At 40.0% G+C, this 16,459-nt stretch carries 17 protein-coding genes and 1 riboswitch; of the genes, 5 read left to right on the top strand and 12 right to left on the bottom strand.

Translation table 11 applies throughout. From position 1 onward, the window contains the following. Positions 1-394: 394 nt before the first annotated feature. Genes ACI48O_RS04690 through ACI48O_RS04660 form a run of 7 tightly spaced genes read right to left on the bottom strand, consistent with a single transcriptional unit; the run spans position 395 to position 5,359 of the window. Complete coding sequence (locus ACI48O_RS04690; RefSeq protein ID WP_435560573.1) at positions 395-1,210, bottom strand: urease accessory protein UreD; 816 nt, start codon at positions 1,208-1,210, stop codon at positions 395-397. Further along, complete coding sequence (gene ureG / locus ACI48O_RS04685; protein ID WP_435560572.1) at positions 1,207-1,821, bottom strand: urease accessory protein UreG; 615 nt, start codon at positions 1,819-1,821, stop codon at positions 1,207-1,209. Before ureG ends, ACI48O_RS04690 begins: the two co-directional genes overlap by 4 nt. Positions 1,822-1,872: 51 nt before the next feature. Beyond that, entirely contained in the window at positions 1,873-2,559 is a 687-nt protein-coding gene (locus ACI48O_RS04680) for an urease accessory protein UreF (RefSeq protein ID WP_435560735.1), read from the bottom strand. Beyond that, a complete protein-coding gene (gene ureE / locus ACI48O_RS04675; protein ID WP_435560571.1) occupies positions 2,552-2,998 on the bottom strand; it encodes an urease accessory protein UreE in 447 nt (148 codons plus the stop codon). The genes ACI48O_RS04680 and ureE overlap by 8 nt, the downstream gene beginning before the upstream one ends. A gap of 10 nt (positions 2,999-3,008) precedes the next feature. Beyond that, on the bottom strand, positions 3,009-4,721 hold the full coding sequence (gene ureC, locus ACI48O_RS04670) for an urease subunit alpha (RefSeq protein WP_435560570.1): 1,713 nt from the start codon (positions 4,719-4,721) through the stop codon (positions 3,009-3,011). A gap of 1 nt (position 4,722) precedes the next feature. Then, positions 4,723-5,040 (bottom strand): urease subunit beta, encoded by a 318-nt coding sequence (locus ACI48O_RS04665; RefSeq protein ID WP_435560569.1) that lies wholly within the window; start codon positions 5,038-5,040, stop codon positions 4,723-4,725. Positions 5,041-5,056: 16 nt separating this feature from the next. After that, positions 5,057-5,359, bottom strand: a complete 303-nt coding sequence (locus ACI48O_RS04660) for an urease subunit gamma (protein ID WP_435560568.1) — start codon at positions 5,357-5,359, stop codon at positions 5,057-5,059. A 294-nt stretch (positions 5,360-5,653) separates the two neighbouring features. On the opposite strand from ACI48O_RS04660, the gene ACI48O_RS04655 reads away from it, so the two are divergent. From ACI48O_RS04655 to desB, 4 genes are all read left to right on the top strand, one after another. Continuing rightward, on the top strand, positions 5,654-7,321 hold the full coding sequence (locus tag ACI48O_RS04655; RefSeq protein ID WP_435560567.1) for a glutamine--tRNA ligase/YqeY domain fusion protein: 1,668 nt from the start codon (positions 5,654-5,656) through the stop codon (positions 7,319-7,321). 149 nt (positions 7,322-7,470) lie between these two features. Next, complete coding sequence (locus ACI48O_RS04650) at positions 7,471-8,256, top strand: formate/nitrite transporter family protein (protein ID WP_435560566.1); 786 nt, start codon at positions 7,471-7,473, stop codon at positions 8,254-8,256. Between the two features lie 141 nt (positions 8,257-8,397). Further along, positions 8,398-9,393: an NADPH:quinone oxidoreductase family protein gene (locus ACI48O_RS04645; protein WP_435560565.1), complete on the top strand. Its 996-nt coding sequence runs from the start codon at positions 8,398-8,400 to the stop codon at positions 9,391-9,393. Positions 9,394-9,764: 371 nt separating this feature from the next. After that, entirely contained in the window at positions 9,765-10,856 is a 1,092-nt protein-coding gene (gene desB / locus ACI48O_RS04640) for a Delta(10) desaturase DesB (protein WP_435560564.1), read from the top strand. A 61-nt stretch (positions 10,857-10,917) separates the two neighbouring features. Here desB and ACI48O_RS04635 read toward each other — a convergent pair whose 3' ends face one another. From ACI48O_RS04635 to ACI48O_RS04615, 5 genes are read right to left on the bottom strand one after another with little or no spacing between them, the layout of a single operon-like run. Continuing rightward, positions 10,918-11,703, bottom strand: a complete 786-nt coding sequence (locus ACI48O_RS04635) for a TatD family hydrolase (protein ID WP_435560563.1) — start codon at positions 11,701-11,703, stop codon at positions 10,918-10,920. A gap of 4 nt (positions 11,704-11,707) precedes the next feature. Beyond that, complete coding sequence (locus ACI48O_RS04630) at positions 11,708-12,439, bottom strand: ABC transporter ATP-binding protein (RefSeq protein WP_435560562.1); 732 nt, start codon at positions 12,437-12,439, stop codon at positions 11,708-11,710. 1 nt (position 12,440) lies between these two features. Then, positions 12,441-13,202 (bottom strand): ABC transporter permease, encoded by a 762-nt coding sequence (locus ACI48O_RS04625; RefSeq protein ID WP_435560561.1) that lies wholly within the window; start codon positions 13,200-13,202, stop codon positions 12,441-12,443. After that, on the bottom strand, positions 13,199-13,489 hold the full coding sequence (locus ACI48O_RS04620) for a thiamine-binding protein (protein ID WP_435560560.1): 291 nt from the start codon (positions 13,487-13,489) through the stop codon (positions 13,199-13,201). Before ACI48O_RS04620 ends, ACI48O_RS04625 begins: the two co-directional genes overlap by 4 nt. Before the next feature lie 12 nt (positions 13,490-13,501). After that, positions 13,502-14,497, bottom strand: a complete 996-nt coding sequence (locus ACI48O_RS04615; protein ID WP_435560559.1) for an ABC transporter substrate-binding protein — start codon at positions 14,495-14,497, stop codon at positions 13,502-13,504. A gap of 124 nt (positions 14,498-14,621) precedes the next feature. Next, a riboswitch (TPP riboswitch) is annotated at positions 14,622-14,731 on the bottom strand. Positions 14,732-14,936: 205 nt separating this feature from the next. Here ACI48O_RS04615 and ACI48O_RS04610 point away from each other — a divergent pair. Further along, positions 14,937-16,400 carry a diguanylate cyclase domain-containing protein gene (locus ACI48O_RS04610; RefSeq protein WP_435560558.1) on the top strand — a complete coding sequence of 488 codons (1,464 nt, stop codon included), beginning with the start codon at positions 14,937-14,939 and terminating at the stop codon, positions 16,398-16,400. Positions 16,401-16,459: the final 59 nt, after the last annotated feature.

The raw sequence follows: 16,459 nt of genomic DNA, 5'->3' as shown, positions 1-16,459 counted from the left end.
CGGGCACATTCACGCGCTGATTGTTCCCTCTGCGGCTCTTTTTTGACGTTGGCGGGCACATTCGCACTCTGATCGTTCCCTCTACGGCTCTTTTCAGGCGTTTGCGGGCACATTCACGACCTGATTGTTCCCTCCGTGGCGTTTTTTAGACTTCCACGGGCACATTCACGCGCTGATCGTTCCCGCTGGGGCTTTTTTTAGACTTCCACGGGCACATTCACGCGCTGATCGTTCCTACTGTGGCATTTTTGGCACATTCACGCTCTGATCGTTCCCACACTGGGAGCTTTTTTCAGGCGTTTGCTGCCTGATCACATGACCACTCCACTCTACTCCACACCAACTCTCCCCATTCCCACAAACAAAAAACGAGCACTCAGCTCGTTTTTCCATCTTAATATTTCCGCCACACAACTGGCTCCTTATTAAGCAATTCCTTCCGCGCAAAGGAGTGAGCTGCATGAATCATTTTTTCAATTTCACCCGTACTCCTCCCGAGAATCCTCACGATACACCCTTTAATCGGCAACAGCGATATCCCAAACCTCAGCTCATGCCAACCATCATTAAGGAATTCTAGCAGCCTATCAATAAAATCCTTCCCAATATTGGGATGCAAAAGAAACAGAGAACCGATATGGGAATAGCCATCCATCTTCAACAGCCCCATCGCATCGCCGTCTTGTTCTAGAAACAGATGGTCAAAAAGAATGAGCCGATTATTTTGGTAAACTTTTAATTTTGATCGAATCCAATCATAGCGAAAAAATCTCCCATCCCGAGCCCAGCCGGGAGTAATAATATCACTGTAAAATAAAACGGAATCGTCCTCTTTATAAACCGTCGTTTCTTGAATAAAGCGAGAACCTTCATACGCAATAAGAGGATCAGGGAAAAATTCTAATAAACTCCCCTTCTTTAAAGTAATTTCAGTTACCTGCCGAACTGGTTGATTCGGAGTTCGATATACTTTTGTAGAGGATTGGGTTGTTACAGTTAATTCCGCTTCTTCGCTAAGAATTAAATTCATACGATACGTGTCACCATCTACAAATCCACCTCCGACATGGATTAAAAAGATAGTGGGCGATAAACTGTCACTATACACCGGACGAGTAATCTTAAATCCACCTTCATAATAGCAGTCAGAAATGATTGTTTTTAACTGCTTTTTAGCTGCTGTTAGCTCTAAAACACCCGTATCACTCACGATTTTAAACCAATTAACAGAGCCTCACTCTTAATCCAAGCAACAACATCTGCTAGCCCTGTTCCGTCTTTTAAATTGGTAAAAATAAATGGTTTTCGTCCTCTCGCGGCAATCGTATCCTGTTCCATTATCTCTAAACTGGCACCAACATATGGGGCTAAATCGATTTTGTTAATGATAAAAAGGTCTGACTTAATCATTCCTTGTCCGCCTTTCCTAGGAATCTTTTCTCCTTGTGCTACATCAATTATATAGATTGAAAAGTCAACTAGTTCAGGACTAAAGGTTGCAGCTAAATTGTCCCCGCCGCTTTCAACAAAAATGATATCTAAATCCGGATGGAGTTCTGTTAGTTCTTCAATGGCCGCAAAATTCATCGAGGCATCCTCACGAATGGCTGTATGCGGACAGCCTCCCGTTTCAACCCCGATCACACGATCCTCAGGTAAGACTCCATTTTTCATTAAAAATAATGCATCCTCTTTTGTGTAAATATCATTCGTGACAACCGCCATACTGTATTCTTTTTGCATCGCTCTTGTTAATTTTTCGACGAGCATCGTTTTCCCGGCACCTACAGGGCCTCCAACTCCGATTTTAATTGGTTCCATCGTGAACCCCTCCTTCTAACCTTAATGTACAAGTCCTGATTACAAGTACTGTCAAGACATAAAAAGTCGAACCGGCAATCGTTCGTGGCGCATTTGCGAGATTTCGAGTCCAGGGCTTACCGCTCCAAGGTCATCTATACTCATTCTTTTGATAACTTCTACAGCGTTTCTAATGTGCTGCTCGCACTCTATGATTAGTTTTTGACCGTCGGTTTGCCCGAGCGGAACCCCGCGTACCGCATTTTGAATTAACGAAGAAACCGTTGCAAATAAATAAGTGCCAATGGTTGTCTCCTTATCCACGCGCAAATGGTGACATACGATGGCAAATACAAACGCGGAATGACCGTATGCCTGCTTGTTATCGATTTGAGTTAAATAGGTTAGAAGATTCTCGGAAGGATACAAATCATAGCAGAGCTTAGCCATCCTGACTCCAATTCTTCGATTTCCCTGTCTCGTTTCATTGGCCAAACTAGAAACAAATAGTAATTCGTCAAGTTCCAATAGCTCAGAAATACTAGTAGATTCCAGTGCTTCGTAAGCAAGCCGGCACGCCAATCCGTCAGAAAAAACTAACTGCTTGTCAATATACGTTGTTATTACGGAATAAAAGGAATTCTTATCGGTAATTTCAAATTCCTGTATATAGGTCTCCAGACCAAAGGAGTGGGAAAAAGCGCCAGAAGGAAAGCTGGAATCGCAAAGCTGGAGTAATGAAAAAAGTGAACTAATCATGTTGGTGTCCAATATGACGAAACGCCTGTTTTACTTTGCGCTTTTCGCGTTTATACGGTATTTCAAGCTTCTGCAACAGTTCCTCCACTAAATAATCGTATTGAACCAACATCTCATTCCCTTCGAATTGTGCCGGTAAATGACGGTTTCCTAACTGATGAGCAATTTCTCCCATTTGCTGAAGTGAAGTCGGCATAATCGTTAGTACATCATCTGGTGTAACAGAAATAACAATCATATTTTTATCATCCATATACAATATGTCCCCGTCCATCAGGCATTGGTTTCCTTTTAAGCGAATGCCAATTTCCTTTCCGTGATCCGTCATCACACGTTGAATTCGTTTAAGTAAGTTTTCGCTGGGCATATATATTTTTTCAACATGAGGAGCTTTTTTTACAAGCGTGGTCACATTCCCGATTACTTGTTCAACAATCATCTTAATCACCTCAAAATAAAAAATATCGCTGGGCTAACGGAACAATGTCCACTGGCTCACAAGTGATCAATTTCCCATCAACCTTCACTTCATAAGTTTGCGGGTCCACCTCGATTTCCGGAGTTTCACTGTTAAAAGCCATATCCTTTTTGGAAATGTTACGAGTCCCTATAACCGGCTTTATGATTTTTTTAAGTCCAAGTTTTTCGGCAATTCCTTTTTCATAAGCCAATTTGGAAACAAACGTCATCGAGGTCTTCTCCTTTGCTTTTCCAAAAGAGGCAAACATCGGACGGTATATTGCGGGCTGCGGCGTTGGAATACTGGCATTGGGATCGCCCATCACACTATATGCGATCATGCCTCCTTTTAAAATCAACTCGGGTTTCACTCCAAAAAAGGCAGGATCCCAAATAACTAGGTCAGCAAATTTACCCTCTTCAATCGAGCCTACATATTGCGAGATGCCATGAACAATGGCCGGGTTAATGGTGTATTTTGAAATATATCGTTTAATTCGAAAATTATCGCCGATGCTCTTTTCGTCCTCTTTCAGTTTCCCGCGTTGTTTTTTCATTTTATCGGCAGTCTGCCAGGTCCGCGAAATTACTTCCCCTACTCTGCCCATCGCCTGTGAATCGGATGAAATCATGCTGAAAACCCCTAAATCGTGTAGAATATCTTCTGCTGCGATGGTTTCTTTCCGAATCCGAGAATCCGCAAATGCAATATCCTCCGGGACACTTGGATCTAAGTGATGGCATACCATGAGCATATCTAAATGCTCTTCTAACGTATTAATCGTATAAGGTCTGGTCGGATTCGTTGATGACGGCAAAATGTTATCAAAGCCAGCCGCTTTAATGATGTCGGGCGCATGACCACCTCCGGCACCTTCGGTATGATAGGTATGAATGACCCTTCCGTTAATTGCCGCTAATGTATCCTCAACAAATCCTCCTTCATTCAACGTATCGGTATGAATGGCTACCTGGACATCGTATTGCTCTGCCACCCGCAAGCTTGTGTCAATCGTCGATGCAGTGGTTCCCCAGTCTTCATGCAGCTTAAGTCCGATTGCCCCAGCTTCGATTTGTTCAACTAATGGTCCTTCACTAGATGCATTACCTTTACCTAAAAAACCTAAATTCATTGGAAATGCTTCTGCTGCTTGCAGCATTCGATGAATATTCCATGCACCTGGTGTACATGTTGTCGCATTCGTCCCAGTTGCAGGTCCCGTTCCCCCACCTAGCATCGTTGTTACTCCTGACGAAAGGGCCGTTTCGATTTGCTGGGGGCAAATAAAGTGGATATGAGCATCAATTCCCCCTGCCGTCACGATCATCCCTTCTGCTGCAATCACTTCTGTTCCTGCACCGACAACAATATTCACACCGTCCATTAATAAAGGATTCCCCGCCTTGCCAAGACTTGCAATTAGGCCATCTTTTATTCCGATATCCGCCTTATAGATTCCTGTGTAGTCTACAATAATCGCATTGGTGAGAACGAGATCGGCCACTTCATTTCCTGTAGCTAATGGATGCTGCCCCATCCCATCGCGGATTACCTTGCCGCCTCCAAATTTTACTTCATCACCATAAACCGTGTAATCCATTTCAATTTCTAGAAAAAGGTCGGTGTCAGCTAAGCGAACCGCATCACCAGTCGTTGGACCAAACATTTCCGCATATTGCTGCCGTGACATTTGGAAGCTCATTTTATTTCCCCCTTATGATTGAACCGTTCGTCTTATTATTTAACCCGTAGACCTTTCGTTCCCCAGAAAATGAGACAAGTTCTACTTCTTTTTCATCACCAGGCTCAAAACGAACCGCTGTACCAGCAGGAATATTCAGATGCATCCCAAATGCTCGCTCACGCTCAAAATCGAGCGCCTTATTTACTTCAAAAAAATGAAAGTGTGAACCAATCTGAACAGGTCGGTCCCCTCTATTAACAACCTTCACCAAAACCGCTTGTTTGCTTTTATTACATAAAATCGGTTCTTTTTTTAACAAAAACTCTCCGGGTATCATGAATACCCCTCCCATATTAGCGAATTGGATTATGAACCGTTACTAGCTTTGTACCATCAGGAAAAGTTGCTTCTACTTGAATATCCGGGATCATCTCAGCAATCCCTTCCATTACATCGTCCCGACTCAAAATCGATGCCCCGTATTGCATAAGCTGTGCCACTGTTTTCCCGTCCCGAGCACCTTCCAAAACTTCGTATGTAATTATGGCAATTGCTTCAGGATAATTAAGCTTTAATCCCCTTCGCTGTCGCCTTCTAGCTAAATCTGCAGCGACAACAATCATCAGCTTTTCAGTTTCTCTAGAGGTCAATTTCATCGTTATCCCTCCTAACAGTGGTTTTTAAACGCAAGTAAATGTGCCTCGACAGACTACATGACATTCGATGTTATATTTCCTAACATTAGCATTATCTTTATTATAATGAATTTTCAGATAAAATCAACGAAAACTAAAGTGAATAAAAAGTGAATAGATTACACCCCGAAAACATCTTCACAATCGCTTGTATTTATTTTCTTTTCCTATTACTATAAAGGTCAGTGGAAAAATCGCGAAAATACATATAAAATAAGTGATAAGTAATTGTACATATAGAAAGGTTGATAAAGGTTGGAACAAAACTCCTCAAACTTTATTAAGAGTATTATTAAAGAAGATTTAGAATCAGGAAAACGGAATTACGTAATGACGCGCTTTCCTCCGGAGCCAAACGGATACTTACATATTGGACACGCCAAATCAATCGTCATTAATTTTGGGCTTGCCGATGAATTTAACGGTAAAACCAATTTGCGATTTGATGACACGAACCCGTTAAAAGAAGACCAGGAATATGTAGATTCCATTAAAGAAGATGTTAGATGGCTTGGCTATGAATGGGACGGTATGTTTTTTGCTTCCGACTATTTTGATGAAATGTATAATCGCGCTGTCCTTTTAATAAAAAAAGGAAAAGCTTACGTCGATGACCTTTCAGCTGAAGAAATGCGAGAATACCGGGGAACACTTACCGAACCCGGGAAAGAAAGTCCTTATCGCAACCGTACAGTAGAGGAAAATCTTGATCTGTTTGAGCGCATGCGCAAAGGTGAATTCGATAATGGCGCGAAGGTGCTTCGTGCGAAAATCGACATGTCCTCCCCTAATTTGAACTTACGGGATCCAGTCATTTACCGAATTTCACATGCAACGCATCATAATACTGGGGATAAATGGTGTATCTACCCAATGTATGATTTTGCCCACCCACTTGGTGATGCCATCGAGGGTGTAACACACTCTTTATGTACAACAGAATTTGAAGATCATCGCCCACTTTATAATTGGGTTATTCAAGAATGTGAAACGGAAAATAAACCGGAACAAACTGAGTTTGGACGTTTAAACATCACTAATACGGTAATGAGTAAACGAAAACTCAAACAATTAGTTGATGAAGGATTCGTCGATGGTTGGGATGACCCACGAATGCCGACTCTATCTGGTTTAAGAAGAAAAGGGTATACACCTGAAGCGATCCGAGAATTTGTTAAAGAAACAGGGGTTTCTAAAGGATCCGGAACAGCGGATGCCGCTATGCTCGAACATTTTGTCCGCGAGGATTTAAAATTAAAAGCGCCAAGAACAATGGGAATTCTACGACCACTTAAAGTTGTCATCACGAATTATCCTGAAGATCAAGTGGAATGGTTAGACGCAGAAATCAATCCTGAAGTTCCGGAGATGGGAATTCGTCAAATTCCTTTCTCAAGAGAAATTTACATTGAGCAGGACGATTTTATGGAGAATCCGCCAAAAAAATATTTCCGACTTTTCCCAGGTAATGAAGTTCGTTTAAAGCACGCCTACTTCATTAAATGCGAGGAAGTAATTAAAGATGAGGCGGGTAACATTATTGAACTTCGCTGCACATACGATCCTGAAACAAAGAGCGGAACAGGCTTTACCGGCCGTAAGGTTAAAGGGACTTTACACTGGGTGGATGCCAAGCATGCCGTACCAGCGGAATTCCGTCTTTACGAGCCACTTATTTTAGATGCCGACACCGAAGGGACGGAATTAGAAGATTCAGAGGAAAAAACATTCCTTGATTATGTTAATCCGAATTCCCTGCAGGTGATCCAAGGCTTTATTGAACCGAATATGGCTGATGTACAGGCTCACGATAAATTCCAATTTTTCCGTCACGGCTATTTCAATGTGGATCCAAAACATTCCACTAAAGAAAAGTCAGTGTTTAACTTAATCGTTTCTCTAAAAAGCTCATTTAAATTGTAATTTTTTAAAGGACTTAGCTTATCATGGCTAAGTCCTTTTTCTTTTTACCACCTACTTACCTTCGTCGCCAAAGGATGAATACCAACCCACCAGATAGTAAACATTAGAATGCAAGGAATAGAAAAATAATCATGATAGGTGGAAGCTAAATGGAAGTCGAAACACTCCTGGAAATTGAGAAGCTGGCGCTCAAAAAACAAAAAATTTATCGTCAAAGCAAGCTTCGCTTTATATCAAGATCTATGCTTGCCAGTATGTTTATTGGTTTTGGTGTTATCGTTGCATTCAAAACAGGAAATTATTTTTACCTTGAACATTCTCCCCTCACCTACCCAATGGCTGCATTAACATTCGGTGCCGCCATCATTTTAATTTCTTATGGAGGCGGTGATTTGTTTACGGGAAACACCTTCTACTTTACTTTCGCTGCGCTTCGTAAAAAAATAAACTGGATTGAGGTCATAAAAATTTGGGTTTCCAGCTATATCGGAAATATCCTAGGCGCCGTCCTGTTTGCGATCGCCATCTATACAACAGGGCTGTTCAATGATGCAAATGTAAATGGTTTTCTTCTTAGTGTGGTAGAGAAAAAAATGCACGCTCCAGGTGTGCAACTATTCTTTCGAGCAATCCTATGTAATTGGCTCGTTTGTCTGGCCTTCTTCATTCCGATGACCCTCAAAGGGGATGGCGCCAAAATGTTTGCAATGGTCCTGTTTGTATTTTGCTTTTTTATCTCAGGCTATGAACATAGTATCGCTAACATGTGCACCTTTGCGATTGCATTAGTGTTGAACCATCCCGGAACGATTTCGATGTATGGAACTATTCATAATCTTATCCCTGTAACGATTGGGAACTTAATCGGGGGAGCCATTTTTATGGGATGGATGTACCATTACGTGAATAAACCCTTTTTTGATGAGAATAGCTAAACAAAAAGAGATAATTTTTTCTGTTTTGTACTCCTTAGTATAAGTTTTATCCTTTTATATTCTGTTCCGTTTTTGCTATGATTTACCTTAGGGTTGAGAATTTCCCGTCGTAAGCTACACTAGGAGAGGAGAATTTATACTATGGAGAAATTGTTCAAAGCTTTCGTAGTAGACAAGATAAATGATCATTTTTCAGCTGAAACAAGAACGATTTCAATGGATGACCTTCCTGATGGAGATGTCATAGTTAAAGTTCATTATTCAAGCGTTAACTATAAGGATGGGTTAGCAAGTATTCCAAACGGAAAAATCGTCCGATCATATCCCTTTGTTCCCGGAATTGATTTAGCTGGAATCGTCGTAAGTTCAACGGATCCCCGTTTTACTGAGGGAGATGAGATCATAGCCACCAGCTATGAAATTGGCGTTTCCCATTATGGCGGTTTTAGTGAATATGCGCAAATCCCAGCTGATTGGATTGTCCCTTTACCTAAAGGACTTTCACTAAAAGAAGCAATGGTATATGGTACTGCGGGCTTTACAGCTGCACTCTCTGTTGACCGCTTAGAAAATAGTGGATTAACTCCCGATAAAGGTAAAGTTCTCGTTACAGGTGCCACTGGAGGAGTTGGGAGCATCGCCGCCGCCATCCTTGCTAAAAGAGGCTACCATGTTGTAGCGAGTACAGGAAAACAATCGGAGCACGATTTTTTAAAGAAGCTAGGTGTTAAGGAAATTCTTTCAAGAGAAGAACTAATAGGCGAGAAAATAAAGCCGCTTGATCAACAATTATGGGCCGGAGCTGTCGATCCCGTTGGAGGAAAATCGTTAGCCTCCATTCTAAGTAAAGTCCAATACGGTGGCTCTGTAGCGGTTAGTGGCCTGACAGGAGGAGCTGATCTTCCAACAACGGTTTTCCCATTCATCCTTCGTGGAGTCAATCTATTAGGAATTGACTCAGTCAATTGTCCAATGGAAACTAGATTGAAGGTTTGGAATCGTATGGCAACCGACATGAAACCAGATGGCTTACTGGAAACAATCAAAAAAGAAGTTACTTTGTCCGATTTGCCTGAAACGTTATCCTCAATTCTTAAAGGTGAAGCACGCGGACGAACGGTTGTTGTTCTACCATAACTATTAACAATAAGGCTGACTCCGAATGGATTTTTCCATTTTGAGTCAGCCTTTTTGTGTGCATAAAATGAATTGAGTTATGGAAAATTATCTTATATTAACACTACAAACTTCCCTTTTTTAGTCAAAAATGAAATTGTAGGAATGCACGGAATTGGGAAAGATAAAAGAGAACGTACATAGGTTTTTACAACTAACTATTAGGAGCTTTTATTAGTATCTGGTAATAAAAGTGTTTGATGTTGGAATCAGATATGGTACTATTAAATAGTTGTTTCAACATTACGTTATAAACACAGTAAATATAATAGAAACCATTTTTAACCAGATCTAACTATTAAAATTTTTTTCTTTATCGAAAGGGGTAACACATGAAAGAGTTCCAAACATTTGGATGGTATGCCGCAAAGATTTCTCCTCATCTTCCAGAAAAGGCCTTTAAACCTGCTCCAGCAAGGCTGCTTGGCGGACTAGCTTATTTACTCATTATTATTAGTAGCATTGTCTCGATAAGTTTATTTGAGCTAAATATATGGATCAATTTTCTTCTTTCCGTTGTCATTGGGTTAAGTTTTGCTGGTAATGGGTTTTTAGGACATGAAGTACTCCATGGGACCGTTGTTAAAAATCCTAAACTTCGCAATATTGTAGGGGCGATCTGCTTTTGGCCATTTACAACAGGGCCTTTATTATGGCGGAAATGGCATAATAGCACCCACCATGTTCACACACAGCATACTGAAAAAGATCCTGATACATGGGCAACGGCTGAAGAAATATTAAAAAACCCCATTTTAAGAGCGTTATTTCGAATTCCAAAAGTATTTCGGTCATTAGGATATGTATTGTTTTTGTTTATAAATTTCAATACGCATTCAACAAGAATGTTTATTCGATTTATAAAAGAATTTAACCCTTCAAAACAACCCTCTGTTTGGATGCAATTTTTGTTTCCATGGTTGTCTTGGATTTTGTTACTTGTGTTAATTGGTCCAGCTAAATGGAGCTTTGCCTTTTTGCTCCCAGCGTTATTGGCTAATTTTATTGTTAGCAGCTATATTGCTACCAATCATAACTTAAATCCACAAACCGATACGAACGATCCTTTAGCTAATAGTTTAACTGTGACTGTTCCGAAATGGGTCGATGTGCTTCATTATAATTTTTCGTACCACACGGAACATCATATGTTCCCAAGTATGAATCCAAAATATTACCCTTTAGTAAAAGAACAAATTAAAAGAATGTGGCCGGAGCGTTATCATGAAATGCCCTACACTAAAGCGATGCTGACCTTGATCAAGACACCTCGAATTTATCTTGAAGAAAAGAATTTAATTGATCTGCAAAGAGGGCAAGTTTTCGGTTCATTAGGAAATGGGTTAAACCCTAATGAAATTGAATATCGTAAAATTGATACTAATGAAGCGAGCTCTGAAAAAGTTTTTCCAAAACAAACATAAGAAACTGAAAACACCCTAGGAAATGGTTCCTGGGGTGTTTTATTTCTTTTCGATCCTATAACTAAATGTTATAAAATATTTTCGCATTTTGGAGAGTCTGTTGGACTATCTCATGAAAATTCATTCGTTTTAAATCAGCAATTTTTCTTAGGGATTCTTTTATCATTTTCGGATTTGTCCTTTGCCCTGTGAAAGGTCCTTCAAATGGCCATGGCCCATCCGTTTCTAGCAAAAGCTGGTTAAGCGGAAAAGTCTGAACCAAATTTACACTCTCCTCCTCATCATACACCACTTCAGGTGTTACAGAAGCAAAATACCCATTTTCTATCATTCTTTCAGTAGTCTTTTGATCACCTTTATACCAGTGAAAATGGGCTTTAGAAAAAGAATGTTTCTCTAGCAAATCACATACAACAGGCGCATCGGAATAAACCGCATGAAGAGCGATTGGCTTGTCCAATTTTTTTGCAAATTTAATAAATATCTCTAATAATTCAATATAACGGTCATACTCACTTGGAGTAACCTTTTTCTCGGCCCTCAAAAAAAAGGGCAAGCCTACCTCTCCAATCGCTGCCACCTTATCTTTATGTACTTCCATCCAATCTAATAATTCACAAAGTTCGGTTTCAGATGGGAGAAGCTGTTCAGGGTGATAGCCAAAGGCTGGCTTTACACATGCATATTTTTCAGCTAATGAAAGATTCCTTTGACAGGATTGTAAATTCATAGAAACTGTTATTAGAGCCTCGATCGACGACTCTTTATCAAGAATAGCTTTAATCTCAACATCTTCATATTGATCTAAATGAATATGTGAATCTATAATCTTTATCAACCTGCTCACTTCCCTATTTTTTAAGTGAAAAATAGATGGACCGCTTCCATTTTAAGAACTCTTCTTCAAGGAACAAACTTTCATTACGCGGTCGTTTAAATGGTACTGTAAATTCAGCCGTAACATGTGCCGGTTTTGGCGATAACACGATAATGCGATCTGATAAAAACAACGCTTCCTCGATGGAATGAGTAACAAAAAGCACTGTCCTGCGATATTCCCCTAAAATGGAAAGGAGCCATTTTTGCATTTCTAATCTTGTCAATTCATCTAACGCTGAAAATGGTTCATCAAGGCAAATGAGCGATTGTGGACTTAATAAAGCACGAATAAACGCCACTCTCTGCTTCATCCCTCCAGAAAGTTCATCAGGTCTAGCTTGTATATAATCCCCTAATCCCGCTTTCTTAAGCATTTCCACCGCTTTATCACGGTCCTTTTCCCCCTGCAGCTCTCCGCCTAACAGTACATTTTGCAAAACAGTTCGCCACGGGAGAAGAGCAGGCGTTTGCGGCATAAAACCAATCGAGCCCCGTTTTCCAATTATTGTTTCCCCATCGAGCAAAATTTCTCCTGTTTCAGGAGTCAAAATACCACCGATCAGATTAAAAATAGTACTCTTTCCACTACCTGATGGACCAAGAATAGAAACAAACTCTTCTTTTTCAACCGAAAAGTTAAGGTCTGATAGCACTTTGTTTTGCCCAAAACCTTTTGTGAGATGACGGACTGTTAAATGACTCACTTTATGCTCCTCCCTTCCCTTTCCAGCGAATAAAATATTTCTCTAAACCTATTATGATCCCGAAGAAAAAGAGACTCAACAGCATGATCGCTAAAATCGCCACAAAAACCTTGTCTGTCCTAAAAGAAGAAGAGGCCAACGTCATATAAACTCCGATCCCTTTTTCAGCACCAAGCCATTCTGAGATAACAGCCCCCATTACACTATAGGTTGCAGAGATTTTTAACCCAGAAAAAATGGACGGGAGTGCATACGGACATTCAAGCTTCCAAAACAGTTGTGTCTTTGACGCCCCAGCCATTAGCATATAATGTTTCTGCGCAATCGGAACCTGTTTAAAACCATCGAGTGCAGCAACGGTAATCGGAAAAAAGCATACTAGTGTAATAACAATAAGCTTTGGCAGTAATCCAAATCCAAACCAAATGACAAGCAAAGGAGCGAGAACAATAATCGGGACATTTTGCGATAAGATAAGCAGAGGATACACCGAGTCGCGAAGTGCTGGCATTAAGTGAAGCAAAACAGCCACCACTAAGCCGACACCCACTCCGACAAGAAACCCTTCCGTTGCAATCCCTGTAGTCGATACTAAATCCGGATAAAAATTCGTCCAGCCCGATACAGCTTCCTTCAAAATCTTAGATGGTGTCGGGAGCAGCCATTCAGGCATTTCCGCTTGTTTTACAATGATTTCCCATAAAACGAATAAAAGAAGGAGAACCGAAACCGGCCTCCATCCTTTCCTTTGAAGATATTTCATCGATATTTCTCCGTAAGAGTGTCCATTGTAATTCCATCCGGCTGATAAAGTACTTTTATTTGTGAGATTACATTCTTACATCCGATTTCGATCATCCGCTCATTCATTTTCTCGATGATCAAAAATAGTTGAGACAACTCGCCTTCCATAGTCGTCTCTAATGGATGAACCTCATATTTGACCCCCGATTCGTCAATCACACGAATCGCCTCATCAACCAACGGAATCACGTCCCCTCCATCGGTTGGTTTCGGTAAAATTTGTATACTTACGAGTGAATTGGCCATGATAACCCCTCCCTATTCAGGTAAAAACTCATTTGTAAATGCCTTTTTCGCATCTAGCTCTTTCTCTAATAAGCCGTTTTCTAACATCCAGGATGCATAGTTTTCCCAAACCTCAAGCTTCTGTTCTCCCCAACGGTCGGCATCATCCTTATATTTAGACGCTAACCACGCTTGGCTTTTCTTCACCAGTTCTGCATCTAAATCTGGGGCTGCTTTAATAAGTATGTCTGCAGCATCCTCCGGATTTTCAATCGCAAACTCATATCCTTTTGAAGCAGCTTGAACAAATGCTTTAACCGTATCTGGATTTTCAGAAATCATCTTTTCATTCGTTGTCAGTACTGGTGTATAGTAATCTAGTTTCTCTGAGTAATCCGTTAAGTAGATCATATTGATCTTCTCACCGCGAAGCTCTGCTTCTACACCTGTCCAGCCATAATAAATCCAAGCAAAATCAATATCTTTCTTTACTGCCGTAAAGAAATCAGCGTCACCAATGTTAACAATTTTCACCTTTTCCACATCGGCATTTTGTGTTTTCATTAATGAATTGATCACAGACTTTTCAACTGGAGAACCCCAGCCTCCATAAGACTTGCCTTCAAAATCCTTCGGAGTAACGATATTTTTAGCTGCTGGAGACGCAAATCCAGACGTATTATGCTGAATGACTGCAGCGATTGAGACTAGGGGTACGCCTTGAATTCGAGCTTGTGTTACCCCTTCTTGATAACCCACACCAAATTCTGATTTCCCAGAGGCGACAAGCTGATCCGCTCCAGCTTCCCCAGGCATGATGATGTCCACATCCAAGCCTGCATCTTTGAAATAACCGTTTTCCTTTGCCACATATAAACCAGTATGATTCGTATTTGGTGTCCAATCGAGTACAACCGATACCTTTTTAAGTGTTTTTTTTGTATCCTTTTGCTTCGATTTTGAATCATCCTGATTTCCACAACCGGTAATAAATAATGCAAAAACAACTAACAAAAGCCACTTCTTCATGTTTACTCCTCCAATAAAATTACAAGTATGTAACGACATAGACCGGTAACCATTATAAAAAAAGAACTATTTTCAAAACAAAAAACGCCCTAGTATAAAACCTGGGCGCATACTAACAAACATTGTTTTGTTAAAATATGTTCCCTCCGCTGGTGTTAACCAGTTCAGGTTCTAAGGGTCATCATCTTAAGGATAATTTCTCAACTGGCAACACCAGTTCCCCTACATTCTGCCTACATCAATTCCAAATCATTCATATTATAGCAAAATAAAAAAAGCTTGTCACAATTTAAACTTCTATCTCTCCTCTTTTATTCACTTCTATCTTTCTAAATCAAATGTTCATACTTTATTCAAACAATTAAAAAATTAGCTCCATCTTTCAAAAAGATGATATTGTACACTGATTAATGAATACTTCATCGCGGAGGAAATTGGAATGACCCACAATGGATCAATTGATGGCAATCTCATTGTACATAAGAAGCCAGACTCCAAAGAAATTGATACAAAAATAGCTAATCAGACTTCAGATCAATGGGCCCATCTTCCAGAGTGTGACCCAGCCAAGATCTTAATTAATGAAAAGACAGTTTATGCGGTCGATCAATCAATGAACGTCGTTATTACCGACATTAAAGGTAATGTGCTTTATGGGAATCCAAATATTTTTGATTTAACCCTATACAGACCTGAAGACTTGATAGGAAAATCTACCAGAACATTTAACGCCAGCTTCCATTCAAAGGAATTTTTCCGTGATTTGTGGGATACGATCCTCTCCGGTAAAATTTGGCGTGGAGATATAAAAAACAAACGAAAAGACGGAAAGATTATTTGGGTCCGTTTGATCATTACTCCTCTATTAGACGATTCTGGTTCTCCCTATCAGTTTGTTGGCTTAAAAGAAGACATTACCGAAAAAAAAGAAATGGAATTTCATCTCGCACAAAAAGATAAACAGTTAAGCGCCTTAACGAATAACTCCTACGATATCATCGGAATCATGAATAAGTATGGCGAAATCAGTTATCTTAATCCTTCATTTGAACGAATTCTTGGTTTTTCAGCGCTTGAATCAATCGGTTCTAATTTAACTGAATTTATAGATGATAAGGTTCTAGCTTTTGAGAAAGGCATCCTTCATAGGATTATCGATCAACCTAGTGAACCTATTTTACAACAAATTAGGTTTACGCATAAGGACGGAACAATTCGCTGGTGTGATGCTGCTTTTACCAATTATTTAGCGGATGAACATATTCAAGGAATTGTTTTTAATCTTCGTGATTTTACGAAACAAAAAGAAGCAACGGATATTGTTCATCATCTTGCAAATTATGACTATTTGACCGGGCTGCCAAATCGAAGACATTTCGAAAATAAACTAAGGGAAGCCTTAAAAAATGCAAAATCAAATAAACACCGTGTGGCTCTATTATTCTTAGACCTCGACGGATTTAAAAATATTAATGATTCCCTTGGACATGAAATTGGCGATGGATTATTAAAAGAGGTTGCTGATCGGATTAACAGCGTGTTTCATGAAGGGGCCTTCATTGGACGAATTGGTGGTGATGAGTTTTCTATTATTATTCCTAATATGGTTGATAATGAATATCTCCATGCTCTTGCCGAATCACTTGTCCGGTCATTTAGCACCCCCTTCAACGTCGAAGATTACGAGTTAAACATATCGGCTAGTATCGGCATAAGTATTTATCCTATGGCGGGTAAAGACATGAAAACCCTTTTAAAAAATGCCGATGCTGCCATGTATCAAGTGAAACATGATGGGAAAAACCATTATCAGCTTTATGCACCTTCAATGGATCAAAAAAGATTTAATTCATTAATAATTAAAAACCCAATAACTAAAGCTCTTGATGAACAACAATATTAAGTACCAAAACCTTGGCGAATAATAGTAAAAAGGAATGCCCCCCCTTGCAAGTCGCTGGG

The organism is Neobacillus terrisolis, from assembly GCF_051233475.1.
Lineage (GTDB): Bacteria > Bacillota > Bacilli > Bacillales > Cytobacillaceae > Bacillus_BU.
The sequence above is the reverse complement of the archived record's forward strand: the minus strand, read 5'-3'. Positions and strand labels throughout refer to the sequence as shown.